At 27.3% G+C, this 21,252-nt stretch carries 35 protein-coding genes; 34 read left to right on the top strand and 1 reads right to left on the bottom strand.

What is annotated here, in order from left to right:
* Positions 1–11: 11 nt before the first annotated feature.
* Positions 12–1,913, bottom strand: a complete 1,902-nt coding sequence (gene dnaK, locus H0H44_RS02030; RefSeq protein ID WP_185871477.1) for a molecular chaperone DnaK — start codon at positions 1,911–1,913, stop codon at positions 12–14.
* Positions 1,914–2,109: 196 nt separating this feature from the next.
* On the opposite strand from dnaK, the gene rplM reads away from it, so the two are divergent.
* The 34 genes from rplM to rpsK are packed head-to-tail and all read left to right on the top strand — an operon-like array spanning position 2,110 to position 21,236.
* Entirely contained in the window at positions 2,110–2,562 is a 453-nt protein-coding gene (rplM, locus tag H0H44_RS02025; protein WP_185871941.1) for a 50S ribosomal protein L13, read from the top strand.
* Complete coding sequence (gene rpsI, locus H0H44_RS02020; RefSeq protein WP_185871476.1) at positions 2,559–2,936, top strand: 30S ribosomal protein S9; 378 nt, start codon at positions 2,559–2,561, stop codon at positions 2,934–2,936. Before rplM ends, rpsI begins: the two co-directional genes overlap by 4 nt.
* A 26-nt stretch (positions 2,937–2,962) precedes the next feature.
* Positions 2,963–3,673: a 30S ribosomal protein S2 gene (gene rpsB / locus H0H44_RS02015; protein WP_185871475.1), complete on the top strand. Its 711-nt coding sequence runs from the start codon at positions 2,963–2,965 to the stop codon at positions 3,671–3,673.
* Positions 3,670–4,485 carry a translation elongation factor Ts gene (gene tsf / locus H0H44_RS02010; protein WP_185871474.1) on the top strand — a complete coding sequence of 272 codons (816 nt, stop codon included), beginning with the start codon at positions 3,670–3,672 and terminating at the stop codon, positions 4,483–4,485. Before rpsB ends, tsf begins: the two co-directional genes overlap by 4 nt.
* Positions 4,486–4,489: 4 nt before the next feature.
* Positions 4,490–6,031, top strand: a complete 1,542-nt coding sequence (gene gpmI, locus H0H44_RS02005) for a 2,3-bisphosphoglycerate-independent phosphoglycerate mutase (protein WP_185871473.1) — start codon at positions 4,490–4,492, stop codon at positions 6,029–6,031.
* A 10-nt stretch (positions 6,032–6,041) separates the two neighbouring features.
* Positions 6,042–6,869, top strand: coding sequence for a type I methionyl aminopeptidase (gene map / locus H0H44_RS02000; protein ID WP_185871472.1), 828 nt, complete (start codon positions 6,042–6,044; stop codon positions 6,867–6,869).
* 48 nt (positions 6,870–6,917) lie between these two features.
* Positions 6,918–7,295: a 30S ribosomal protein S12 gene (gene rpsL, locus H0H44_RS01995; RefSeq protein WP_185871471.1), complete on the top strand. Its 378-nt coding sequence runs from the start codon at positions 6,918–6,920 to the stop codon at positions 7,293–7,295.
* A 7-nt stretch (positions 7,296–7,302) separates the two neighbouring features.
* The gene (gene rpsG, locus H0H44_RS01990; protein WP_185871470.1) at positions 7,303–7,779 is read left to right on the top strand and encodes a 30S ribosomal protein S7; all 477 of its coding nucleotides are present in this window, start codon (positions 7,303–7,305) and stop codon (positions 7,777–7,779) included.
* Positions 7,780–7,792: 13 nt separating this feature from the next.
* Positions 7,793–9,916, top strand: coding sequence for an elongation factor G (fusA, locus tag H0H44_RS01985; protein WP_185871469.1), 2,124 nt, complete (start codon positions 7,793–7,795; stop codon positions 9,914–9,916).
* 6 nt (positions 9,917–9,922) lie between these two features.
* Positions 9,923–10,228 (top strand): 30S ribosomal protein S10, encoded by a 306-nt coding sequence (rpsJ, locus tag H0H44_RS01980; RefSeq protein ID WP_012840772.1) that lies wholly within the window; start codon positions 9,923–9,925, stop codon positions 10,226–10,228.
* Positions 10,229–10,231: 3 nt separating this feature from the next.
* Positions 10,232–10,855 carry a 50S ribosomal protein L3 gene (gene rplC, locus H0H44_RS01975; protein WP_185871468.1) on the top strand — a complete coding sequence of 208 codons (624 nt, stop codon included), beginning with the start codon at positions 10,232–10,234 and terminating at the stop codon, positions 10,853–10,855.
* Complete coding sequence (gene rplD / locus H0H44_RS01970; protein WP_185871467.1) at positions 10,855–11,484, top strand: 50S ribosomal protein L4; 630 nt, start codon at positions 10,855–10,857, stop codon at positions 11,482–11,484. Before rplC ends, rplD begins: the two co-directional genes overlap by 1 nt.
* 4 nt (positions 11,485–11,488) lie before the next feature.
* On the top strand, positions 11,489–11,773 hold the full coding sequence (locus H0H44_RS01965; protein ID WP_185871466.1) for a 50S ribosomal protein L23: 285 nt from the start codon (positions 11,489–11,491) through the stop codon (positions 11,771–11,773).
* Complete coding sequence (gene rplB, locus H0H44_RS01960; RefSeq protein ID WP_185871465.1) at positions 11,773–12,597, top strand: 50S ribosomal protein L2; 825 nt, start codon at positions 11,773–11,775, stop codon at positions 12,595–12,597. Before H0H44_RS01965 ends, rplB begins: the two co-directional genes overlap by 1 nt.
* A 12-nt stretch (positions 12,598–12,609) precedes the next feature.
* Complete coding sequence (gene rpsS / locus H0H44_RS01955; RefSeq protein ID WP_185871464.1) at positions 12,610–12,894, top strand: 30S ribosomal protein S19; 285 nt, start codon at positions 12,610–12,612, stop codon at positions 12,892–12,894.
* A gap of 12 nt (positions 12,895–12,906) precedes the next feature.
* Positions 12,907–13,293 (top strand): large ribosomal subunit protein uL22, encoded by a 387-nt coding sequence (locus H0H44_RS01950; RefSeq protein ID WP_185871463.1) that lies wholly within the window; start codon positions 12,907–12,909, stop codon positions 13,291–13,293.
* Positions 13,294–13,297: 4 nt separating this feature from the next.
* On the top strand, positions 13,298–14,002 hold the full coding sequence (gene rpsC / locus H0H44_RS01945; protein WP_185871462.1) for a 30S ribosomal protein S3: 705 nt from the start codon (positions 13,298–13,300) through the stop codon (positions 14,000–14,002).
* Positions 14,003–14,040: 38 nt separating this feature from the next.
* A complete protein-coding gene (gene rplP, locus H0H44_RS01940) occupies positions 14,041–14,454 on the top strand; it encodes a 50S ribosomal protein L16 (RefSeq protein ID WP_185871461.1) in 414 nt (137 codons plus the stop codon).
* On the top strand, positions 14,451–14,654 hold the full coding sequence (gene rpmC, locus H0H44_RS01935; RefSeq protein WP_185871460.1) for a 50S ribosomal protein L29: 204 nt from the start codon (positions 14,451–14,453) through the stop codon (positions 14,652–14,654). The genes rplP and rpmC overlap by 4 nt, the downstream gene beginning before the upstream one ends.
* On the top strand, positions 14,638–14,922 hold the full coding sequence (gene rpsQ, locus H0H44_RS01930) for a 30S ribosomal protein S17 (RefSeq protein ID WP_185871459.1): 285 nt from the start codon (positions 14,638–14,640) through the stop codon (positions 14,920–14,922). Before rpmC ends, rpsQ begins: the two co-directional genes overlap by 17 nt.
* On the top strand, positions 14,922–15,293 hold the full coding sequence (gene rplN / locus H0H44_RS01925; protein ID WP_185871458.1) for a 50S ribosomal protein L14: 372 nt from the start codon (positions 14,922–14,924) through the stop codon (positions 15,291–15,293). The genes rpsQ and rplN overlap by 1 nt, the downstream gene beginning before the upstream one ends.
* The gene (gene rplX / locus H0H44_RS01920) at positions 15,290–15,511 is read left to right on the top strand and encodes a 50S ribosomal protein L24 (protein WP_185871457.1); all 222 of its coding nucleotides are present in this window, start codon (positions 15,290–15,292) and stop codon (positions 15,509–15,511) included. Before rplN ends, rplX begins: the two co-directional genes overlap by 4 nt.
* 9 nt (positions 15,512–15,520) lie before the next feature.
* On the top strand, positions 15,521–16,081 hold the full coding sequence (gene rplE, locus H0H44_RS01915) for a 50S ribosomal protein L5 (protein ID WP_185871456.1): 561 nt from the start codon (positions 15,521–15,523) through the stop codon (positions 16,079–16,081).
* Positions 16,074–16,343 carry a 30S ribosomal protein S14 gene (gene rpsN, locus H0H44_RS01910; protein WP_185871455.1) on the top strand — a complete coding sequence of 90 codons (270 nt, stop codon included), beginning with the start codon at positions 16,074–16,076 and terminating at the stop codon, positions 16,341–16,343. Before rplE ends, rpsN begins: the two co-directional genes overlap by 8 nt.
* Positions 16,344–16,355: 12 nt before the next feature.
* Positions 16,356–16,739 carry a 30S ribosomal protein S8 gene (rpsH, locus tag H0H44_RS01905; protein ID WP_185871454.1) on the top strand — a complete coding sequence of 128 codons (384 nt, stop codon included), beginning with the start codon at positions 16,356–16,358 and terminating at the stop codon, positions 16,737–16,739.
* A gap of 15 nt (positions 16,740–16,754) precedes the next feature.
* A complete protein-coding gene (gene rplF / locus H0H44_RS01900) occupies positions 16,755–17,306 on the top strand; it encodes a 50S ribosomal protein L6 (protein WP_185871453.1) in 552 nt (183 codons plus the stop codon).
* 21 nt (positions 17,307–17,327) lie between these two features.
* Positions 17,328–17,657, top strand: a complete 330-nt coding sequence (gene rplR, locus H0H44_RS01895) for a 50S ribosomal protein L18 (protein WP_185871452.1) — start codon at positions 17,328–17,330, stop codon at positions 17,655–17,657.
* A 3-nt stretch (positions 17,658–17,660) separates the two neighbouring features.
* Positions 17,661–18,170, top strand: a complete 510-nt coding sequence (rpsE, locus tag H0H44_RS01890) for a 30S ribosomal protein S5 (protein WP_185871451.1) — start codon at positions 17,661–17,663, stop codon at positions 18,168–18,170.
* Positions 18,163–18,639: a 50S ribosomal protein L15 gene (gene rplO, locus H0H44_RS01885; protein WP_185871450.1), complete on the top strand. Its 477-nt coding sequence runs from the start codon at positions 18,163–18,165 to the stop codon at positions 18,637–18,639. Before rpsE ends, rplO begins: the two co-directional genes overlap by 8 nt.
* Before the next feature lie 9 nt (positions 18,640–18,648).
* The gene (secY, locus tag H0H44_RS01880; protein ID WP_185871449.1) at positions 18,649–20,037 is read left to right on the top strand and encodes a preprotein translocase subunit SecY; all 1,389 of its coding nucleotides are present in this window, start codon (positions 18,649–18,651) and stop codon (positions 20,035–20,037) included.
* Between the two features lie 52 nt (positions 20,038–20,089).
* A complete protein-coding gene (gene infA, locus H0H44_RS01875; RefSeq protein ID WP_185859096.1) occupies positions 20,090–20,305 on the top strand; it encodes a translation initiation factor IF-1 in 216 nt (71 codons plus the stop codon).
* 22 nt (positions 20,306–20,327) lie between these two features.
* Entirely contained in the window at positions 20,328–20,444 is a 117-nt protein-coding gene (gene rpmJ / locus H0H44_RS01870; protein ID WP_185871448.1) for a 50S ribosomal protein L36, read from the top strand.
* Between the two features lie 13 nt (positions 20,445–20,457).
* Positions 20,458–20,838, top strand: a complete 381-nt coding sequence (rpsM, locus tag H0H44_RS01865; protein WP_185871447.1) for a 30S ribosomal protein S13 — start codon at positions 20,458–20,460, stop codon at positions 20,836–20,838.
* Between the two features lie 2 nt (positions 20,839–20,840).
* Positions 20,841–21,236, top strand: coding sequence for a 30S ribosomal protein S11 (rpsK, locus tag H0H44_RS01860; protein ID WP_185871446.1), 396 nt, complete (start codon positions 20,841–20,843; stop codon positions 21,234–21,236).
* The last annotated feature ends 16 nt before the right edge of the window (positions 21,237–21,252 follow it).

The raw sequence follows: 21,252 nt of genomic DNA, 5'->3' as shown, positions 1-21,252 counted from the left end.
TTATTGATTCTTTATTTTACTTCTTCATAATCTACATCTTGTATATTTTCATTTCCTTTGCTGCTTTTTTCTTCATTTTCTTTTTTATTTGATTGATTATTCTTATTTGTATTTTTTGTATTATATATTTCTTGAGAAGCTTTGTTCCAAGCTTCGTTTAATTTTTTCATATAATCTTCAATGACAACAAAATCTTTTTTAGAATGAGCTTCTTTCAATTTTTTTAAACAATCTTCTATACTTTTTTTATTATTATCAGATAATTTATTACTATAATCTTTTAATTGTTTTTCAGATTGGAAAATCTGATTGTCTGCAGCATTTAATTTTTCTATTTCTTTTTTTACTTTTTCATCTTTTTGAGCGTTTTCTTTTGCCTCTTTTTTCATTTTTTCTATTTCCTCTTGATTTAAACCAGAAGAGGTTTCAATACGTATAGATTGTTCTTTTCCTGTACCTTTATCTTTTGCAGAAACATTAAGTATTCCATTAGCATCTATATCAAAAGTAACCTCAATTTGAGGAATACCTCTAGGTGCTGGAGCTATATCTACTAAATCAAAACGTCCTATTTCTTTATTATCATTAAACATAGATCTTTCACCTTGACCCACACGTATAGTTACTGCTGATTGATTATCAGATGCTGTAGAAAATATTTCAGATTTTTTAGTGGGAATTGTTGTGTTAGATTCAATAAGTCTAGTGAAAACTCCTCCCAAAGTTTCAATTCCTAAAGATAGAGGGGTTACATCTAATAATAATACATTTTGCACATCTCCTGTTAATACTCCTCCTTGTATAGCAGCTCCAATAGCTACAACTTCATCTGGGTTTACTCCTTTAGATGGTTTTTTTCCAAAAAATTTTTCTACTTCTTCTTGTACTTTTGGAATACGAGTTGATCCTCCAACTAAAATTACCTCGTCTATATCTTCAGTTGTTAGGCTTGCATCTTTTAATGCTTTAGAACAAGGATTAATAGAACGTTGTATTAGATTTTCTGATAATTGTTCAAATTTTGAACGAATTAGAGTTAACACTAAGTGTTTAGGACCTGATTCAGTTGCTGTAATATAAGGAAGGTTTATTTCTGTTTGATTGGAAGAAGATAATTCTATTTTTGCCTTTTCTGAAGCTTCTTTCAAACGTTGTAAAGCCATAGGATCTTTTCTAAGATCTAGTCCCTCCTTAAATTTGAATTCATTCGCTAGATAATTAATAATAACTTGATCAAAATCATCTCCTCCTAAATGAGTATCACCATTAGTAGATAAAACTTCAAAAACTCCATCTCCTAATTCCAAAATAGAAACATCAAAAGTTCCTCCTCCTAAGTCATATACAACTATTTTTTTATTTTGATTACTTTTATCCAAACCATACGATAAAGCAGCAGCAGTAGGTTCATTTATAATTCTTTCGACTTTTAAACCGGCTATTTCTCCTGCTTCTTTAGTAGCTTGCCTTTGTGCATCATTAAAATAAGCAGGTACCGTAATTACAGCTCTATCTACTTCTTCTCCTAAATAATCTTCAGCTGTTTTTTTCATTTTTTGCAAAATCATTGCAGATATTTCTTGTGGAGCATATAGTCTTTTTTCTATATCAACACGAGGGGTATTATTTCCTCCTTTTATAACTTTATAAGGTATATGTTTTAATTCCTCAGTAACTTCTGAATACATTCTTCCCATAAATCTTTTTATTGAGAAAATAGTTTTTTGTGGGTTGGTTACTGCTTGTCTTTTAGCAGGATCTCCTATTTTTCTTTCTCCCCCTTCTACAAAGGCTACTATAGATGGAGTTGTTCTTTTTCCTTCTGAATTAGGGATAACAACAGGATCATTGATCTCCATTACAGCAACACAAGAATTTGTTGTTCCTAAATCTATTCCTATAATTTTACTCATTTTGTTACGTTTTTTCGTATGTTAGTTTCATTATAACACTCCAATCATTATGCCATAATGAAAATGAAACTCAATAAATAATAAGGAAGAGAATGTATGACAATAAAAAGCTTTTATAAAAAAATTTTTTTATGACAAAAAGTCATTTATGAAAATTTTTAAAATTTCTTATATTAATAAATTCAATAACAATAATATGAATTATTTGAGTTTAAAAACAATTTCAGCTAAAAAAAGTATGATAGTAAGATCATGGATAATCATAGATGCAACAAATCAAATCTTAGGAAGATTATCTAGTAAAATTTCTTGTATTATAATGGGAAAACATAAACTTTTTTTTTCACCGCATATAAATTGCGGTGATCATGTCATAGTCATTAATTCTAATAAAATTCAAATGACTGGAAAAAAATGGAATAATAAAAAATATATTTATTATAGCGGTTACCCAGGTGGGCAAAAAATAACTTCTATTCAAAATTTATTTAACAAAGATTCAAGAATGATAATATATAAATCAGTTAAAGGTATGTTACCTAAAAATCGTTTAGGACGATTAATGTTAAAAAATTTACATGTATATCAAGAATCTGAACATAAACATAAAGCTCAAAATCCAATATTACTAAAATTAAAAAAATTATGATCCATTCTATAGGAAGAAGAAAAAGATCTCTTGCTCGTTTATATTTAAAAGTAGGAAATGGATTAATACTTGTTAATTCTAAAAAATTGGTCCAATATTTTCCAACATATCTTCATCATAAGATACTATATCCTATTGAAATAGTAGAAAAAAATAATCAGTTTGATATAGATGTAAAAGTTTTTGGAGGGGGATATAATGGACAGGCAGAAGCAATTCGACTTGCTATATCTCGTGCGCTTTGTCAGTTCGATATAAAAAATAGAAATAAACTAAAATCTGAAGGTTTGTTGACACGCGATTCTAGAGAAGTAGAAAGGAAAAAATTTGGTCAAAAAAAAGCTAGAAAAAAGTATCAGTTTTCAAAACGTTAAGAAATAAATAAAATTAACAAAATATAATGAAAATCAATACTCAAGATTTATTGAAAGCCGGAGTCCATTTTGGACATATTGCACGAAAATGGAATCCTAATATGCGCCCTTTCATTTTTATGAAAAAAGGAGGAATTCATATTATAGATTTATCAAAAACAATTTCAAAATTAGAGGATGCTTGTAATGCATTAAAAAAAACAGTAAAAAATGGAAAAAAAATATTGTTAGTAGGAACAAAAGCTCAAGCCAAAGAAAAAGTTTTTGTTTATGCTAAAAGCATAAACATGCCTTGCATAACAGAAAGATGGTTGGGTGGGTTATTGACTAATTTCACAACAATTCGTAAATCTGTGAAAAAGATGAATAATATAGAAAAAATGAAAAAAAATGGAACTTTTAATACTTTATCTAAAAAAGAAAGATTATTAATTGATCGATTATATGCTAAATTATATAAAAATTTAGGAAGTATTTCTAATATGAACCAGATACCAGGTGGTATTTTTTTAGTAGATCCAAATAAGGAAAAGATAGCTTTAACTGAAGCTAAAAAACTAAAAATACCTGTTTTTGCTATGGTGGATACAAATACGGATCCTAGTAATATTCAATACCCTATTCCATCTAATGATGATTCTTCTAAATCTATAGATATTATTTTAAGATTTGTATCGGAAGCCATAAAACATAGTATTTCTAGAGAAATAAAAAATTCTATTAATAAAAAATTATGAAAATCTCTGTACAGAAAATTAACGAACTTAGAAAAATAACAGGAATTGGGATTATGGATTGCAAAAAAGCTTTAATAGAATCTAAAGAAAATATTGATGAAGCAATTCGTTTTTTAAGAAAAAAAGGAGAAAAAATAGCAATTAATCGTTCATTATTTCAAATGAAAGAGGGAGCTGTTATTGCCTCTGTTAATAATAATCGGTCTTATGGAACAATCATAGGAATTAGTTGTGAAACTGATTTTTTATCTAAAAGTTTTGAATTTTTGGATTTTTTATCCGTTCTTTCAAAACAATCGTTATTATTCAATAATAAAGTTGATTTTTTATACAGTTCGTATAATAAATATGAAAGTATTCAAAAAATGATTGTAAATCAAATGGGTGTTTTTGGAGAAAAATTAGAGTTAAAAATTTTTGAAAAAATAGACTCTCCGTTTGTTATGGATTATACTCATAATACTAATAAAATTGCAGCATTAGTTGGTTTTTCGAAAAAAGTAATCATACCTGTAGCTAAAGATATAACAATGCATATAGCTGCTATGAATCCTATAGCCATTAATAAAGACGAAATTCCTAATTCACTAATAAATGAAGAAATTAGAATTCTTGAAGATCAGATTAAAAAAGAAAATAAACCCAATTTCATAAAAGAAAAAATAATTCAGGGTAAAATTGAAAAATTCATATTAGAACATACTTTATTAAATCAAAGATTGATAAAAAATAATCAAATAACTGTTCAAGAATATTTAAATAAGCATGATAAAAATTTAAAAATAAATCTTTTTAAAAGAATAAGAATTTAACTGGATGAAAAAATTAATGTTAATAATTTTAGACGGATGGGGGATTTCTTCCTGTAAAAATCATTACTCTTCTGCAACAAAACAAGCTTTCACTCCATTTATTGATTTTTGTTCTAAAAATTACCCTTATAGTGAATTGAAGGCTTCAGGATATGATGTTGGGTTACCTAAGGGGCAGATGGGAAACTCAGAAGTGGGGCATATTAGTTTAGGATCTGGACGTAAAGTCATTCAAAGCTTAGAAAAAATTAATATTTCTATAAAAAATAATTCTTTCTTTAAAGAAGTATCTATTCTTTTTGATAAAATTTCTGTTTCTAATAAAAGAATCCATTTCATTGGATTATTATCTGACGGTGGAGTTCATTCACATATGAATCATCTTTTCTATTTACTTAAAATTTCTCATAAGAAAAAAATAAAAAATGTTTTCATTCATATTTTTACAGATGGAAGGGACTCTTCTCCTAAGAAGAGTATTTTTTATATAAAAAAACTTTTAAATATAACCGAACAATATGTTGGAAGATTATCTTCTGTTATTGGAAGGTATTATGCTATGGATCGTAATCATAAATGGGAAAGAACTAAAAAAGCGTATAATGCAATGGTACATTCAGATGGTTTCTATACTCAGAATATCATTTCATGTATTGAAAAATTTCATAACAATGGAATTACAGATGAGTTTTTACCTTCTTTAATAATTGTTGATGAAAATAATACTCCTATTTCAAAAATAAAAGATGGAGATGTTGTTTTTTGTTTTAATTTTCGTCCTGATCGTTCCAGGCAAATTACAGAACTTTTAACGGAAAAAAATATTTTTTTTTCAGAAAAAAAGAAATTAAATATATTTTATATAACGATGACTTGTTTTAATCCTAAATATAAGGACATACATGTTATTTTCAAAGAAGAAAATCTATCAAACACTTTAGGAGAAGTTTTAGAACAAACGGGAAAAAAACAAATACGTATTTCTGAAACAGAGAAATATCCACATGTTACTTTCTTTTTTTCAGGAGGAAGAGAAACTCCTTTCAATCGGGAAGTGAGAATTTTATGTGAATCACCTAAAGTTTCTACTTATGATCTAAAACCTGAAATGAGTGCAGAAAATATTGTAAAAAAAATTATTCCTGAATTAAAAAGAAAACAAACAGATTTTATTTGCTTAAATTTTGCTAATCCAGATATGGTAGGACATACTGGTAAAATGAAAGAAACAATAAAAGCGTGTGAGTTTGTTGATAAATATGTGAAATGGTGTTCTGAAGAGGCTATAAGAAATTTATACACGGTTATTATAGTAGGGGATCATGGAAATGCAGATTATATGATAAATCCAGATGGAACACCTCATACAGCTCATACTACATCTTTAGTCCCTTTTATACTCTTAGATAGAGATATAAAGAAACAAAATATTCTTTTGAAGAAAGATGGATCATTATCAGATGTAGCGCCTACTATTTTACAATTGATGAGGTTACCTATCCCTAAAATTATGACTGGAAAATCCATGATTATAAAATATTTTTAATAATTAAATTTTGATACAATTAAAAACTATTGAAGAAATAATTTTAATCAAAAAAAGTGCTTTTTTGGCTTCTCAAACATTAGGAATGTTAGCTAAAGAAATAAAACCAGGAGTTAATACTCTTTATTTAGATAAAATTGCAGAAAATTTTATTCGTAATCATGGTGGTCAACCAGCTTTTTTAGGTTTGTATAATTTTCCAAATACTTTGTGTGCTTCACCAAATAATCAAGTAGTACATGGAATTCCTAATGAAAAACCTTTATGTGAAGGTGATGTATTATCCATAGATTGTGGAGTTTATATGAATGGATTTTATGGAGAACATGCTTATACGTTTGAGGTAGGGGAAGTTTCTCATGAAACAAAAATTTTTTTACATCATTCTAAAAAATCTCTTTATATTGGAATATCCAATTGTAGATATGGAAATAGTATTGGAGATATAGGTTATTCCATACAATCTTATGTTGAAAAAAATGGATATAATATAGTAAAAGATCTTGTAGGACATGGGTTAGGGAAAAATATGCATGAAGATCCAAAAATACCAAATTTTGGAAAAAAGGGAAAAGGTTTTAAATTAAAAGAAGGTTTGGTCATTTCTATAGAACCAATGGTAAATATTGGATCCTCTAAAATTATCTTTCATAAAGATGGATGGACAGTAACAACTTTAGATGAAAAAATATCATCTCATTATGAACACAATATAGCTATTGTAGACGGATTACCTTGTTTACTTTCAACTTTTCGTTATATTTATAAGGAACTTAACATTAATTCATTAGAAGAAACACCTTTTCAAAATAAAAAGATTAAAATTGATAATTTTTAATATTTGTAATTTATTATTAAATAACATAATTTGCATTAAATATAGGATATGCCTACCATACAACAGTTAATTAGAAAAGGACGAGTGTCTGTTTCAAAAAAAAGAAAGTCTATAGCCTTGGAATTTTGTCCCCAAAAAAGAGGAGTCTGTACTAGAGTTTATACGACTACACCAAAAAAACCTAACTCTGCAATGCGAAAAGTAGCTCGTGTTCGTTTTAAGAATGGTAGAGAAGTGATTAGTTATATTACAGGAGAAGGACATAATCTTCAAGAACACTCAATAGTATTAGTTAAAGGAGGAAGAGTGAAAGATTTGCCAGGAGTAAAATATAAAATAGTACGGGGTGCCAGAGATACAGCTGGAGTTAATGGAAGAAAAAAAAGCAGAAGTAAATATGGAGCTAAAATAGCTAAAAAAGATTAAACTATTAATGAGAAAAGCTAAAAAAAAAGAAAAAATATATTTTCCAGATCCTAAGTTTCATGATCCTTTAGTAACACGCTTTGTCAATCATTTGATGAAAAATGGAAAGAAAAGTATAGCTTATAATATATTTTATAATGCTATGAAAAGAATAGATGTAATAAAGGAAAAAGAAGAAAAATCTTCATTAGAAATATGGAAAGAAGGGTTGAAAAATGTTATGCCTCATGTTGAAGTGAGAAGTCGTCGTATGGGCGGATCTAATATTCAAATTCCTATACCTATTTCTTCTAATAGTAGAATAACAAAAGCAATAAAATTATTAATATCTTGTGCTTCTATTAGAAATGAGAAAACAATGTCTAAAAAATTGGCATATGAAATATGGGATGCTTTTAATGAACAAGGTGAAGCTGTTAAAAGAAAAGAAAACATTCATAAAATGGCCGAAGCTAATAAAGCTTTTTCGCATTTTAGATTTTAGTTATTTATGAAATATGGAAAAAGATTTAAAATATACAAGAAATATAGGAATTGCAGCACATATTGATGCAGGAAAAACGACTACTACAGAGAGGATTTTATTTTATACAGGAATTAATCATAAAATAGGAGAAGTTCATGATGGTGCAGCTACTATGGATTGGATGCAACAAGAACAAGAACGTGGAATAACTATAACTTCAGCAGCAACATGTTGTAAATGGATATATAATAAAAAAAAATACCAAATTAATATTATAGATACTCCAGGACATGTAGATTTCACTGTCGAAGTAGAGAGATCTATGAGAGTTTTAGATGGTATGGTTGTTTTATTTAGTGCAGTAGACGGAGTTGAACCTCAGTCTGAAACTGTATGGAGACAAGCAGATAAGTATGAAATCCCTAGAATAGCTTTTGTAAATAAAATGGATCGGCAAGGTGCTGATTTTTTTAATGTTTGTTCTCAAATCCAAAAAATTTTGGGAGCAAAATTAGTTCCTTTGCAAATACCTATTGGCATTGAAGATGATTTTAAAGGAGTTATAGATTTAATATCTAATCAAGCTATTATATGGGATGATAAAAATTATGGAATGACATATCAAAAAATTCCTATTCCAGATAATATGAAAAATATGGTTGATGATTATCAAAATCAACTTATTGAAACATTATCTGAATATGATGATTTCATTATGGAAAAATTTTTGTATGGAAATGGAAATTATTCTTCTATATCGAAAGAAGATATTATTTTTTCTTTACGAAGGAATACTATAAAAATGAAGGTTATTCCTATTTTATGTGGTGCATCTTTCAAAAATAAAGGAGTTCAAGCTATATTGGATGCTATATGCAGATATTTACCGTCTCCTCTTGAAGTTAAAGATATAGTGGGTATTAATCCTATTAATCAAAAACAAGAAAAAAGGAAACCAAGTGAAAATGAGCCTTTTTCGGCTTTAGCTTTTAAAATTGCAAGTGATCCTTTTGTTGGCCGATTAGCTTTTTTTAGGGTATATTCTGGAAAAATAGAATCAGGTTCTTATAGTTTTAATGCTAGATCGGGAAGTAAGGAACGAATTTCTCGAATATATCAAATGCATGCAAATAAACAAAATCCAATAAACAAAATTGTAGCTGGAGATATAGCAGCTGTAGTAGGTTTTAAAAATATTAAAACAGGTGATACTTTATGTGATGAAAAATATCCAATTTTATTAGAGAAAATATTATTTCCTGAACCAGTTATTGGATTAGCGATTGAACCTAAATATAAATCGGATATAGATAAAATGAGTTTAGCTTTATCAAAATTAATGGAGGAAGATCCTACCTTTCAAGTTAGGACAGATAATTATACAGGTCAAACTATTATTTCTGGTATGGGAGAACTTCATTTAGAAATAATTATAGATAGGATGAAACGGGAATTCAAAGTTGAAGTTAATCAAGGTAACCCTCAAGTAGAATATAAAGAAGCTTTAACAACTTCAGTCGAGCATAGAGAAATTTATAAAAAACAAACAGGAGGTAGAGGAAAATATGCAGATATATTATTCAGATTGGAACCCGGAGATATGAGAGGATCAGGTTTAACTTTTATTAATAAAATAAAAGGAGGAAATATTCCAAAAGAATATATTCCTTCCATAGAAAAAGGATTCAAAGAAATGATGAAAAATGGTCCTTTATCCGGATATGAAATAGATAATGCTAGAGTAACTGTTTTGGATGGATCTTATCATTCTGTTGATTCAGATCAATTGTCTTTTGAGTTAGCAGGTAAATTAGGCTTTAGAGAAGCGGCTAAAAAAACTAAACCGGTTTTATTAGAACCAATAATGAAACTAGAAGTTTTAATTCCAGAAGAAAATATGGGAGATATAATAGGAGACTTGAATCGTAGAAGAGGTCTTGTTCAAAATATGAATAGTAAAAAAAATATAAAAATTATTCAAGCTTTAGTTCCATTATCAGAAATGTTTGGATACGTTACTATATTACGAACATTGTCTTCTGGTAGAGGAACTTCAGTAATGGAGTTTTCTCATTATGATACAGTTCCTGAAAATGTAAGAGATAAAATTATAGAAAATATAAATCGAAATAAAAATAATAGTAGAAAAAATTGATATACTATGGGTCATGATATAAAAATTAAATTAAAATCTTATGATTATAATTTATTGGACAAATCAGCCGAAAGAATTGTAAATTCAGTACTTCCTACAGGAGTAGTATTGAATGGACCAGTTCCTTTGCCTACTGAAAAAAAAATATTTACAGTGTTACGTTCTCCTCATGTAAACAAAAAATCAAGAGAACAATTTTTTCTTCCCACTCATAAAAGACTTTTACAAATTCATAATGCTTCATCTAAAACAGTAGATGCATTGATGAAATTAGAATTACCTAGTGGAGTGGAAGCAGAAATAAAAGTATAAAATATGGCTGGGTTAATAGGAAAAAATATAGGAATGACTAGCATTTTTTTAAAAAGTGGAGAAAATGTACCATGTACAATTTTGAAAGTAGATCCTTGTTATATTGTTCAGATAAAAACAATAGAAAATGATGGATATTTTTCTATTCAATTGGGGGTAGATGATCGTGAAGTAAAAAAAACTAATAAATCGTTATTTAATCATTTTAAAAAAGCAGGATTATCTCCAAAAAAAAAATTGTTAGAATTCAAAGTAGATAAAGTATCTGATTTTATTTTAGGAAACTCAATTCAGATTAATATTTTTGAAGAAGGAGAATTAGTTCATGTAAAAGGGATTTCTAAAGGAAAAGGGTTTCAAGGAGTGATTAAAAGACATAATTTTTCAGGAGTAGGAGAAAGAACTCACGGACAACATAATCGTTTAAGAGCTCCAGGGTCAATAGGAGCAGGATCAGATCCATCACGTGTTTTTAAAGGTAAAAAAATGGCTGGAAAAATGGGTAAAAAAAGTGTAACTATTAAAAACTTAAAAATTTTGAAAATAGATTTTGATCAAAATATCATGATATTAAAAGGTTCGGTTCCAGGTAATAAAAATTCATATTTAATGATTCAGAAAAAATAATGGAATTAAAAATTTTAGATATAAAAGGAAATTATACTGATAAAAAGATAAAATTTTACGATAACACTTTTTTTAAAAAATCTTATAATCATTCTCTGTATTTAGAGATTAAAAGATATTTATTGGCCCAACGTCAGGGAACACATAAATCTAAAGAAAGAGGAGAATTATCCGGAAGTACTAAAAAATTGCATAGACAAAAAGGAACTGGAAGTTCTAGAAAAGGTGATATAAAAAATCCTATTTTTAGAGGTGGGGGGAGAGTATTTGGACCTAAACCCAGAAAATATTTAATAAAATTAAATAAGCGTACTAAAAACATAGTTAGAAAATTTATTATAGAACAAAAATTAGTACATAATAAGGTTATGATTATAGAAGATTTAAAATTAAAGTTTCCAAAAACTAAATTAGTTTTGAATTTATTAAAATCTTTGAAATTATTAAATCAAAAATCATTAATGGTAATTGGAGAGATGAATAGAAATTTATATTTATCTTCTAGAAATTTAAAAAATTTTAAATTATTATATGTAAACGAATTAGATTGTTTTTCATTAATGAATTATCCACATATTATTTTTTCTGAAAATTCCATAAAAAAAATTTATCAATTTTTATCTATATAAAATTATGATTTTAATAAAACCTTTTATCACGGATAAATCTTATAAAGGAGAAAAATACAATCGTTATATTTTTTCTGTGAACATAAATTGTAATAAAATTCAAATAAAAAAAGAACTAAATAAGTTATTTGGATTTTCTGTAAAAAATGTTAGAACAATGATTTATCCTAGAAAGGATAAATCAAAATATACTAAAAAAGGATTTCTTCATGGAAGAACTATTAAAATAAAAAAAGCTATTGTTCAATTTTATGAAAATCAAAAAATTGATTTAAAAAAAGAAATTTAATGTCAATAAAAAAATTAAAACCCATAACACCTGGTCAACGTTTTAGAATTGTGAATTCTTTTAATCAACTTACAAGTTTTAATTGTGAAAAATCTTTAGTAAAAGGGAAATGTAAATCTGGAGGAAGAAATAATGTAGGACGTATGACTATGCGTTATTTTGGAGGAGGACATAAGAGAAAATATCGAATTATAGATTTTAAAAGAAAAAAATTTGGTATTTCTGCAGTTGTAAAATCAATAGAATATGATCCTAATCGATCTTCTTTTATTTCTTTACTTCATTATGAAGATGGTGAAAAAAGATATATTCTAACAATGGAAGGTTTCAAGATTGGGCAAAAAATAATTTCAGGGAAAAATATACCTTTTGATATAGGTAATTCTACATTTTTAAGTGATATTCCTTTAGGAACTAATGTCTCCTGTATAGAACTTAAACCTGGACAAGGCGCTAAAATAGCAAGAAGTGCAGGTTCTTTTGCTCAATTATTTGCAAAAGACGAAAAATACGCAACAATTAAACTTCCTTCTGGAGAAGTTAGAATGATAATGATTACCTGTATGGCTACAATTGGTATTGTTTCTAATTTAGATCATCAATTAGAAACATATGGGAAAGCCGGAAAAAAAAGACATGTAGGGAAAAGACCTAGAACCAGAGGGGTTGCGATGAATCCTGTGGATCATCCAATGGGAGGAGGAGAAGGAAAAGCATCTGGAGGAATACCTAGAAATAGAAAAGGACAGCCTTCTAAAGGATTTAGAACTCGTTCTAAAAAACGGTATTCTAATAGGTATATTTTACAAAGAAGAAAAAAATAAAATTTTATAATTATGGCAAGATCTTTGAAAAAAGGACCATATGTTTCTCATAAATTATACAAAAAAGTATTGAATAATATAAAATTAGATAAAAAAACTATAATTAAAACTTGGTCTAGGCCTTCAACAATTTTACCTGATTTTGTAGGACAAACATTTTCTGTTCATAATGGAAAACAATTTATTAATGTATATATTACAGAAAATATGATTGGTCATAAACTTGGAGAATTTGCACCTACTCGCATTTTTAGAGGACATTCTGGTTCTAAAAGTAAATTGAAAATAAAAAACTAAAAGAAAAAGAATATGAAACAGGAAACTAATATAGTAGTTTCAGCTTCTTTAAATGGAGTAAGAAGTTCTCCTAGAAAAATGAGATTAATAGCGAATTTAATCCGGAATAAGGAAATATCTGAAGCACTAGATTTACTAAAATATAGCAGCAAAAAAAAAATTTCTCTTATTTTTAGAAAACTGCTTCTTTCTTTATTATCTAATTGGAAAAAAAAACACAATCATTATCAATATCCTTTTGAAAAGGAAAAAAAAGAATTTTTATATCTAAAAGAAATTAGAGTAAATCAAGGGAAAACCTTAAAAAGATTACGTCCTGTTCCTCAAGGAAGAGGACATAGAATAAGAAAAAGATCAAGTAGTATAACAGTTTTTTTGGATAAAAGAAAAAAAATATAATTTTATGGGACAAAAAACAAATCCAATTGTTAATCGTCTAGGAATCATAACAGGATGGCAATCGAGTTGGTGTAATAACTATAAAGATAGAATACAAGAAGATTTTAAAGTAAGAAGATATATAGAAGCTAGATTTCCAAAAGGAATAATTTCTCGTATTTTTATAGAAAGAACTTTGAAATTTATAACAATTACGATCAGAACATCTAGACCAGCTCTTGTTATAGGAAAAAGAGGCGATGAAGTAGATACAGTAAGAAAAGAACTAAAAAAGTTGACTAAAAAAGAAGTTCAAATCAATATTTCTGAAGTTAAACGTCCTGAATTAGATGCTTCATTGGTTGCTAAAGGTTTAGTTAGACAGTTGGAAAATCGTATTTCTTATAAAAAAGCAATTAAATTGTCTATTCTTTCTGCTACAAGAATGAATGCTCAAGGTATAAGAGTTCAAATTTCAGGAAGACTTAATGGATCAGAAATGGCAAGATGTGAAATTTACAAAGAAGGTAGAATTTCTCTTGGAACTTTTCGTGCTGATGTAGATTATCATATGGCAGTAGCTCATACTGTTTATGGTAGTATAGGAATTAAGGTTTGGATAATGAAAGGAGAAATATATGGAAAAAGAGAATTATCTCCATTATTGGGCATTCAAAAGAAAAAAAAAAGTCACAAGCCTTATTATTTTAATAGAAAAAAAAATAAATAATTTTTATACTATTTTCATACCAATTATCTTACTATATTATGTTACAACCAAAAAAAACAAAATATAAAAAAAAACAAAAAGGAAGAATTCGTGGAAATTCTAAAAAAGGTCTTGTTCTTTCTAGAGGTTTGTATGGAATTAAAGCATTAGAAGGTGCTTGGATAACTTCTAGACAATTAGAAGCATCTAGAATTGCTGCTACGAGATATATGAAAAGAGAAGGACAATTATGGATTAATATTTTTCCTGATAAACCTGCTACAAAAAAACCACAGGAAGTACGTATGGGAAAAGGAAAAGGACCTGTTGAATTTTGGGTTTCTGTAGTGAAACCTGGTAGAATACTATTTGAGATAGACGGAGTAGAAATAAATATCGCTAAAGAAGCGTTAAGATTGGCCGCCCAAAAACTTCCTATAAAAACAAAGTTTATTTCATCTAATGAATTATGAATACTTTAGATATAGAAAAAGATTCATCAGTTCATGATTTAATTCGTAAAATCGATGAAAAACAAAAAAATTATCAAAATATGATATTTAATCATCATATTAAAATTCTCAAAAATCCTATAAAAATTAGGTTTGTTAGAAGAGATATTGCTAAATTAAAAACAGAGTATAATAAAAAGATTAATGATAAAAGAAAATAAATCTAAAAATAAAACTAGAAACATTCGAAAGCAAAGACAAGGAATAGTTATCAGTGATAAAATGAATAAAACTATTGTTGTATATGAACTTAGAAAAGTCAAACATAAATATTATGGAAAAAGCATCACAAAAAATAAAAAATATATAGTTCATGATGAGAAAAATATTTCTAAATGTGGAGATAAAGTGAGTATCATGGAAATACGTCCCATAAGTAGAAAAAAATCTTGGAGATTAGTTAACATCTTAGAAAAATCTAATTTATAATGTTGCAACAAGAATCTAGATGTAAAGTTTCCGATAATACGGGTGCTAAGGAAGTTTTAGTCATCAGAGTATTAGGTGGAACTAAAAAGAGATATGCTTCATTAGGGGATACTATAGTGGTTACCGTGAAAGTAGCAGTTTCTGGAGGAGGTACAGTTAAAAAGGGTCAAGTTTGTAAAGCTGTGGTAATTAGAACCAAAAGTAGATCTAGAAGAAAAGATGGTTCTTACATAAGTTTTGATGATAATGCTTGTGTTTTAATAAATACTTCTGGAGAAATAATGGGGACAAGAGTTTTTGGTCCTGTAGCAAGAGAACTTAGAGAAAAAGAATATATGAAAATTATTTCTTTAGCACAAGAAGTTTTATGAAAAAAATAAAAAGAGAAGATAGAGTATTGATTTTATCAGGAAATTATAAGGGAATTGAAGGAGTAGTTGTAAAAATTTTTTCCAAAAAAAATAAAGCCATTGTACGTGGAATAAATATAGTAAAAAGACATACTAAACCTACTCTAAGAAAACCTAAAGGTGGAATTTTAGAAAAAGAAGCTCCTATACATTTATCTAATTTGAAAAAAATAAAATAGTTTAGAAAGATGATCTATCAACCTAAATTACAACAATTTTATAAAGAAAAAATAATACCTATTTTGATGAAAAAATTTGGATATACTTCTATTATGGAAGTTCCTAAATTGAATAAAATAATTATTCACCAAGGAATTGGTTCATCTTTTATAGATAAAAAAATAATGGATTGTTCTATGAATGAAATAACAAATATTGCAGGACAAAAAGCTATTTTTTGTTATTCTAAACATGATGAATCGGGATTTAAACTTAGAAAAGGAATGCCTATAGGAGTAAAGGTAACTTTGAGGAAAATGAGAATGTATGAATTTTTGGAAAGACTTATTGTTGTTTCTTTACCTAGAGTAAGGGATTTCAATGGAGTTAAAGATAGTAGTTTTGATAATTATGGAAATTATAACATGGGAATCACAGAACAAATGATTTATCCTGAAATAAATATTGATAAAATAAGAAAAAATATGGGAATGAATATTACATTTGTTACTTCTGTAAAAAAAAAAGAAGAAGCTAAGAGTCTTTTATCTTTATTTGGAATTCCTTTTAAAAAAAATAAAAATGGCTAAAGAATCTGTTAAAGCAAGACAAAGAAAAAGAGAAAAAATAGTGTTAAAATATGCAACTAAAAGAAAAGCCTTAAAAAAGGCTAAAAATTATGAATTACTACAAAAATTACCTAGAAACGCTTCTCCTGTTCGTTTAAGAAATAGATGTTCTATTACTGGTAGATGTAGAGGATATATGCGTCAGTTTGGAGTATCTCGTATTGTTTTTAGAAGTTTAGTATCCCAAGGGTTTATACCTGGAGTAAAAAAAGCAAGTTGGTAATAAAAAAATATAATGGATACAATTGCCGATTTTTTAACTAGGATCCGAAATGCTAGTTTAGCAAAACATAAACTTCTTGAAGTTCCATATTCTAAAATAAAAGAAGAGATTATCTGTGTTTTGTTAGAAAATGGATATATTTTAGGTTTTAAGGTAGAAAAAAATGAAAAGAAAATTAAAATAGCCTTGAAATATCATCAAAAAAATGTTTCTGTAATTCAAAAAATTATTAGAATTAGTAAGCCAGGATTAAGAAAATATTGTAAATATAAAACTATTCCTAGAGTATTAAATGGTTTAGGAATTGCTATTATTTCTACTTCTAATGGAGTTATTACAGATAAACAAGCAAAAAAGAAAAGGATAGGGGGAGAGATATTATGTTATGTGTATTGAATTAATAATAAGACAATGTCTAGAATTGGAAAAAAAATAATTTTTATTCCTGAAAACGTAAATATAAAAATTGTTAATAACGAAATATTTGTAGCAGGATTTTTAGGAAAATTAAGTCAGAAAATTTTAAAAGAAGGATTTCAATTTAATTTGAATAAAAATGAATTATTAATTATTAGAAATAATGAAGATAAAAAACATAAATCTTTACATGGATTATATCATGTATTGATCAAAAATATGATTATAGGGGTTTCAAGAGGATTTGAGAAAAAACTGGAATTAGTAGGAGTTGGATATAGAGCTTTTTATAATGAAGGGATTTTAGATCTAAATTTGGGTTTTTCTCATAATATTATGATACTTCTTCCTAAAAAACTTATTGTGGATGTTGTTCAGTCTGAGAAAGGGAAGAATCCTATTATTATTTTGAAACATTATGATAAACAATTGTTAGGAATTGTAGCTGCAAAAATTAGATCTTTCAGAAAACCAGAACCTTATAAAGGAAAGGGAATAAGATATTTAGGAGAAGAAGTTCGAAAAAAAGTAGGAAAATCTGTTTAAAAAAAATAGAAAATAAAAATAATGAAAAAAAAGAAAAAAAAGAAAATTTTTGGAGATTTAGATAGACCTAGAATTTCTATTTACAGGAGTAATAAAGAGATATACGCACAAGTAATAGATGATTCGTCTGGAAAAACATTAGTTTCATCTTCTTCAAGAGAAAAAGAATTTTGGAAAAAAAAAAATAATAAGAATAAAATAGAACTTTCTTATGAAGTTGGTAAATCATTGGGTAATAAAATAAAAAAATTAAAAATAAAGAAGTTAGTGTTTGATAAGGGAAAATATTTATATCATGGTAGGATTCGATCTTTAGCTGAAGGAATCAGAAATGTAGGATTAGAATTTTAAAATATGTTTGGAAAAAAAATAAAACATTCTGGATCAGAATTAAGAGAAAAATTAATAGGGGTTACAAGAGTTTGCAAAGTTACTAAAGGAAGAAGATATTTTAGTTTTAGTGCTATTGTTATTAAAGGAAATGAAAATGGAATAGTAGGTTATGGTTTTGGAAAATCTAAAGAAGCTCCTGATGCTATTCATAAAGCTGGAGAACAAGCGAAAAAAAATCTTTGTGAAGTATGTATTTCTAATGGAACTATACCTCATGAGCAGGAAGCTAAATATGGAGGAGCACATATTCTTATTAAACCAGCTTCTGATGGAACAGGAATAATTGCTGGAGGTACTTTAAAAGCTGTTCTTGAAGCTGTAGGGTTGAGAAACGTTCTATCTAAGTCTAAGGGATCTTCTAATCATCATAATATTATAAAAGCAACTATTAAAGCATTAAGCAAAATGAGAGATGTTTATATCATAGCAAAACAAAGAGGTATTAGTATCAAAAAAGTATATAATGGATGATAATTATTTGATTATTAGTAAATTATATCCTAATTCTGGATCTAGAAAAAAAAAATTAAGATTAGGAAGAGGACAAGGTTCTGGAAAAGGAGGAACTTGTGGGAGAGGACATAAAGGAGCTAAATCTAGATCTGGTTTTTCTAAAAAAAAAGGATTTGAAGGAGGACAGATGCCTCTTCAAAGAAGAATACCAAAATTTGGTTTTAAGAAAAAAAATAACAGTAAAAAAATTATCGGAATAAACTTAGATACAATTCAGATTCATCTTAATAATTTAAAACAGGAAAAAGAAAAAAAAATTCTTGATAAAAAATTTTTTTTGAAAAAAAATTTAGCTAAAAAAAATGATTTTATAAAAATCTTGGGGAGAGGGAAATTACATGTTTCAGTGAAAATATATGCATATCAATTTAGTAGAAAAGCTCTATTTTCTATAAAAAAAGCAGGAGGGGAGGCTATATTTATGTGAAAAAATATTATGAATAATTTTATAAAAACTTTTTATAATATTTGGAATGTAAAAGAATTACGAAAAAAAATAATAATAACTTTAAGTTTATTGTTAGTATATCGTTTTGGAGCTTATGTCCCTATTCCAGGGATTAATCCTTTAGGAATTAGCGATTTTGTAGAAAGATTTAATCCAGGTTCTAAAGGTTTAATGCAAATTTTATCCTCTTTCACAGGAGGTGCCTTTAACCGTGCATCAGTTTTAGCTTTAGGGATTATGCCTTATATTTCTGCATCTATTATAATACAATTAATGTGTGTAATTGTTCCTTATTTACAGAGATTGCAAAGAGACGGGGAAAGTGGAAGAAAACAAATTAGTTTTATCACTAGATGGTTAACTGTAGGAATATGTTTAATACAAGCCCCTGTATATCTTATTTCTTTAACTCATCAGTTTATTCCTTTTTCTCTTTCTAACTCTAAAATAGTTTATTTAGTTGATTTAAATTCTTATTATGGGAAAAGCATGTTTTGGATTATAGGAGTAATGATTTTAACTTCAGGTACTTTATTTACTATGTGGTTAGGGGATAAAATAACAGATAAAGGAATAGGAAATGGAATTTCCTTAATTATTATGTCTGGAATAATAGCAAGATTTCCAGATGCTATTAGCAAAGAAATTTTTAGTAAGTTAGAAATTGGAAATGGAGGATTAATAGTCTTATTTCTTGAATTTTTATTATGGTTATTAGTTATTTTATTTTCTGTTATGATTATACAGGCTATTAGAAAAATTCCAGTACAATATGTTTCTCATTATAAATCTTTAGGATTAGGGCCTCAGTTAATCCATAAAAAACATCAATATATACCATTAAAAATGACAGCAGCTGGTGTTATGCCTATTATATTTTCTCAGGCCATTATGTTATTCCCACTAACTTTTTCTGATTATGTAAAAAATATAAAACTTAAAAGTTTTTTTCATCTTTTTCAAGATATTTATGGATTATGGTATAATTTAACTATTTCTGTATTAGTCATAATTTTTACCTTTTTTTATACAGCTATTGCTATTCCGGTTAATCAAATGGCTGATGATTTAAAAAGAAATGGAGGACATATACCTAGAATTAAACCTGGAAAAAAAACTGCTGAATATATAGATGATATTTTATCAAAAATTACGTTACCTGGTTCTGTTTTACTAGCTATAATAGCAATATTACCATCCATAGTTTTCCGTATGGGTTTTACCCAAAATTTTGCATTGTTTTATGGCGGAACTTCATTACTAATTGTAGTGGGGGTAATTTTAGATATATCACAACAAGTTAATATATATTTATTAAATCATCATTATGATGGATTAATGATGATGAAATATCGTAGCAATAAATATACTAGATAAAAATTTTTTTTGTATATTATTTTTTATTTTTTAAATTCAATTCATTATTTATATGGCTAAGCAAAAGCATATAGAAGTTGATGGGACAATTGTTGAATCGTCTCCAAATGCAATGTTTCGTGTAGAATTAGAAAATGGGTGTATTGTTAAAGCTCATATATCAGGAAAAATGAGAATGCATTATATAAAAATATTACCTGGAGATAAAGTGAGATTAGAAATGTCTTCTTATGATTTAGAAAGAGGAAGAATTACTTACAGATATTGAAAATATTAAAAAAATATATGTTATGAAAATAAGAGCATCTTTAAAAAAAAGAACTGATAATTGCAAAATTGTTAGAAGAAAAGGACGTTTACGTATTATAAACAAAAAAAATCCTAGATTTAAACAAAAACAAGGTTAACATACATTAATTTATGTCTGTAAGAATTTCAGGAATAGATCTTCCAAGATCTAAAAGAGGAATTATCGGTCTTACTTATTTATATGGAATAGGTAGAAGTTTATCCAAAAAAATACTTTATTCTGTCGGAATAGATGAAAATAAAAAAGTGGAAAACTGGTCTGATGATGATATTAGTAAAATTAGGAAATATATATCTGATCATATAAAAATTGAAGGAGAATTAAGATCTGAAACACAACTCAACATTAAACGATTGATGGATATAGGTTGTTATATAGGAACCAGACATAGAAAAGGATTACCGTCAAGAGGACAAAAAACAAAAAATAACTGCAGAACTAGAAAAGGAAAAAAAAAGACTGTAGCTAATAAAAAGAAAGTGACAAAATAAACATGAGAAAACCATCATCGGGAAAAACGGGGAAAAAAAAATCAGTAGTAGTAGATCCTGTGGGAGAGGCTCATATTCAAGCTACTTTTAATAATATTATTATAACTTTAACAAACAAAAAAGGGGATGTGATTGCATGGTCTTCTGCTGGAAAAATGAATTTTAAAGGATCGAAAAAAAATACACCATATGCTGCTCAAATGGTAGCAGAAAATGTAGCAAAAAAAGGATTAAATGCTGGAATAAAAAAAGTCGAGGTTAAAGTTAAAGGTCCTGGAGCTGGAAGAGATGCAGCTATACGTGCTTTGAGCAATTCTGGTATTATAGTTACAATTATTAAAGATATCACTCCATTGCCACACAACGGTTGTCGTCCTCCTAAAAGAAGAAGAGTTTAATAAATATTATGATAAA

The organism is Blattabacterium cuenoti (genome assembly GCF_014252115.1).
GTDB lineage: Bacteria > Bacteroidota > Bacteroidia > Flavobacteriales > Blattabacteriaceae > Blattabacterium > Blattabacterium cuenoti_AK.
This window is presented reverse-complemented; position numbering and strand designations above follow the sequence as displayed.

Excerpts from the sequence above, each read along its gene's own strand:
- rplN (WP_185871458.1), top strand. The coding sequence starts at position 14,922 with ATGTTGCAACAAGAATCTAGATGTAAAGTTTCCGATAATACGGGTGCT.
- rpmC (WP_185871460.1), top strand. The coding sequence starts at position 14,451 with ATGAATACTTTAGATATAGAAAAAGATTCATCAGTTCATGATTTAATT.
- rplE (WP_185871456.1), top strand. The coding sequence starts at position 15,521 with ATGATCTATCAACCTAAATTACAACAATTTTATAAAGAAAAAATAATA.
- rplC (WP_185871468.1), top strand. The coding sequence starts at position 10,232 with ATGGCTGGGTTAATAGGAAAAAATATAGGAATGACTAGCATTTTTTTA.
- rplM (WP_185871941.1), top strand. The coding sequence starts at position 2,110 with ATGAATTATTTGAGTTTAAAAACAATTTCAGCTAAAAAAAGTATGATA.
- rplP (WP_185871461.1), top strand. The coding sequence starts at position 14,041 with ATGTTACAACCAAAAAAAACAAAATATAAAAAAAAACAAAAAGGAAGA.
- tsf (WP_185871474.1), top strand. The coding sequence starts at position 3,670 with ATGAAAATCTCTGTACAGAAAATTAACGAACTTAGAAAAATAACAGGA.
- rpsJ (WP_012840772.1), top strand. The coding sequence starts at position 9,923 with ATGGGTCATGATATAAAAATTAAATTAAAATCTTATGATTATAATTTA.
- rpsQ (WP_185871459.1), top strand. The coding sequence starts at position 14,638 with ATGATAAAAGAAAATAAATCTAAAAATAAAACTAGAAACATTCGAAAG.
- rpsH (WP_185871454.1), top strand. The coding sequence starts at position 16,356 with ATGGATACAATTGCCGATTTTTTAACTAGGATCCGAAATGCTAGTTTA.
- rplR (WP_185871452.1), top strand. The coding sequence starts at position 17,328 with ATGAAAAAAAAGAAAAAAAAGAAAATTTTTGGAGATTTAGATAGACCT.
- rplB (WP_185871465.1), top strand. The coding sequence starts at position 11,773 with ATGTCAATAAAAAAATTAAAACCCATAACACCTGGTCAACGTTTTAGA.
- rpsS (WP_185871464.1), top strand. The coding sequence starts at position 12,610 with ATGGCAAGATCTTTGAAAAAAGGACCATATGTTTCTCATAAATTATAC.
- H0H44_RS01950 (WP_185871463.1), top strand. The coding sequence starts at position 12,907 with ATGAAACAGGAAACTAATATAGTAGTTTCAGCTTCTTTAAATGGAGTA.
- rplO (WP_185871450.1), top strand. The coding sequence starts at position 18,163 with ATGGATGATAATTATTTGATTATTAGTAAATTATATCCTAATTCTGGA.
- rpsB (WP_185871475.1), top strand. The coding sequence starts at position 2,963 with ATGAAAATCAATACTCAAGATTTATTGAAAGCCGGAGTCCATTTTGGA.
- rplX (WP_185871457.1), top strand. The coding sequence starts at position 15,290 with ATGAAAAAAATAAAAAGAGAAGATAGAGTATTGATTTTATCAGGAAAT.
- rpsK (WP_185871446.1), top strand. The coding sequence starts at position 20,841 with ATGAGAAAACCATCATCGGGAAAAACGGGGAAAAAAAAATCAGTAGTA.
- rpsE (WP_185871451.1), top strand. The coding sequence starts at position 17,661 with ATGTTTGGAAAAAAAATAAAACATTCTGGATCAGAATTAAGAGAAAAA.
- rpsN (WP_185871455.1), top strand. The coding sequence starts at position 16,074 with ATGGCTAAAGAATCTGTTAAAGCAAGACAAAGAAAAAGAGAAAAAATA.
- rplF (WP_185871453.1), top strand. The coding sequence starts at position 16,755 with ATGTCTAGAATTGGAAAAAAAATAATTTTTATTCCTGAAAACGTAAAT.
- infA (WP_185859096.1), top strand. The coding sequence starts at position 20,090 with ATGGCTAAGCAAAAGCATATAGAAGTTGATGGGACAATTGTTGAATCG.
- H0H44_RS01965 (WP_185871466.1), top strand. The coding sequence starts at position 11,489 with ATGATTTTAATAAAACCTTTTATCACGGATAAATCTTATAAAGGAGAA.
- gpmI (WP_185871473.1), top strand. The coding sequence starts at position 4,490 with ATGAAAAAATTAATGTTAATAATTTTAGACGGATGGGGGATTTCTTCC.
- rpsI (WP_185871476.1), top strand. The coding sequence starts at position 2,559 with ATGATCCATTCTATAGGAAGAAGAAAAAGATCTCTTGCTCGTTTATAT.
- secY (WP_185871449.1), top strand. The coding sequence starts at position 18,649 with ATGAATAATTTTATAAAAACTTTTTATAATATTTGGAATGTAAAAGAA.
- rpmJ (WP_185871448.1), top strand. The coding sequence starts at position 20,328 with ATGAAAATAAGAGCATCTTTAAAAAAAAGAACTGATAATTGCAAAATT.
- rplD (WP_185871467.1), top strand. The coding sequence starts at position 10,855 with ATGGAATTAAAAATTTTAGATATAAAAGGAAATTATACTGATAAAAAG.
- dnaK (WP_185871477.1), bottom strand. The coding sequence starts at position 1,913 with ATGAGTAAAATTATAGGAATAGATTTAGGAACAACAAATTCTTGTGTT.
- rpsM (WP_185871447.1), top strand. The coding sequence starts at position 20,458 with ATGTCTGTAAGAATTTCAGGAATAGATCTTCCAAGATCTAAAAGAGGA.
- rpsC (WP_185871462.1), top strand. The coding sequence starts at position 13,298 with ATGGGACAAAAAACAAATCCAATTGTTAATCGTCTAGGAATCATAACA.
- rpsL (WP_185871471.1), top strand. The coding sequence starts at position 6,918 with ATGCCTACCATACAACAGTTAATTAGAAAAGGACGAGTGTCTGTTTCA.
- fusA (WP_185871469.1), top strand. The coding sequence starts at position 7,793 with ATGGAAAAAGATTTAAAATATACAAGAAATATAGGAATTGCAGCACAT.
- rpsG (WP_185871470.1), top strand. The coding sequence starts at position 7,303 with ATGAGAAAAGCTAAAAAAAAAGAAAAAATATATTTTCCAGATCCTAAG.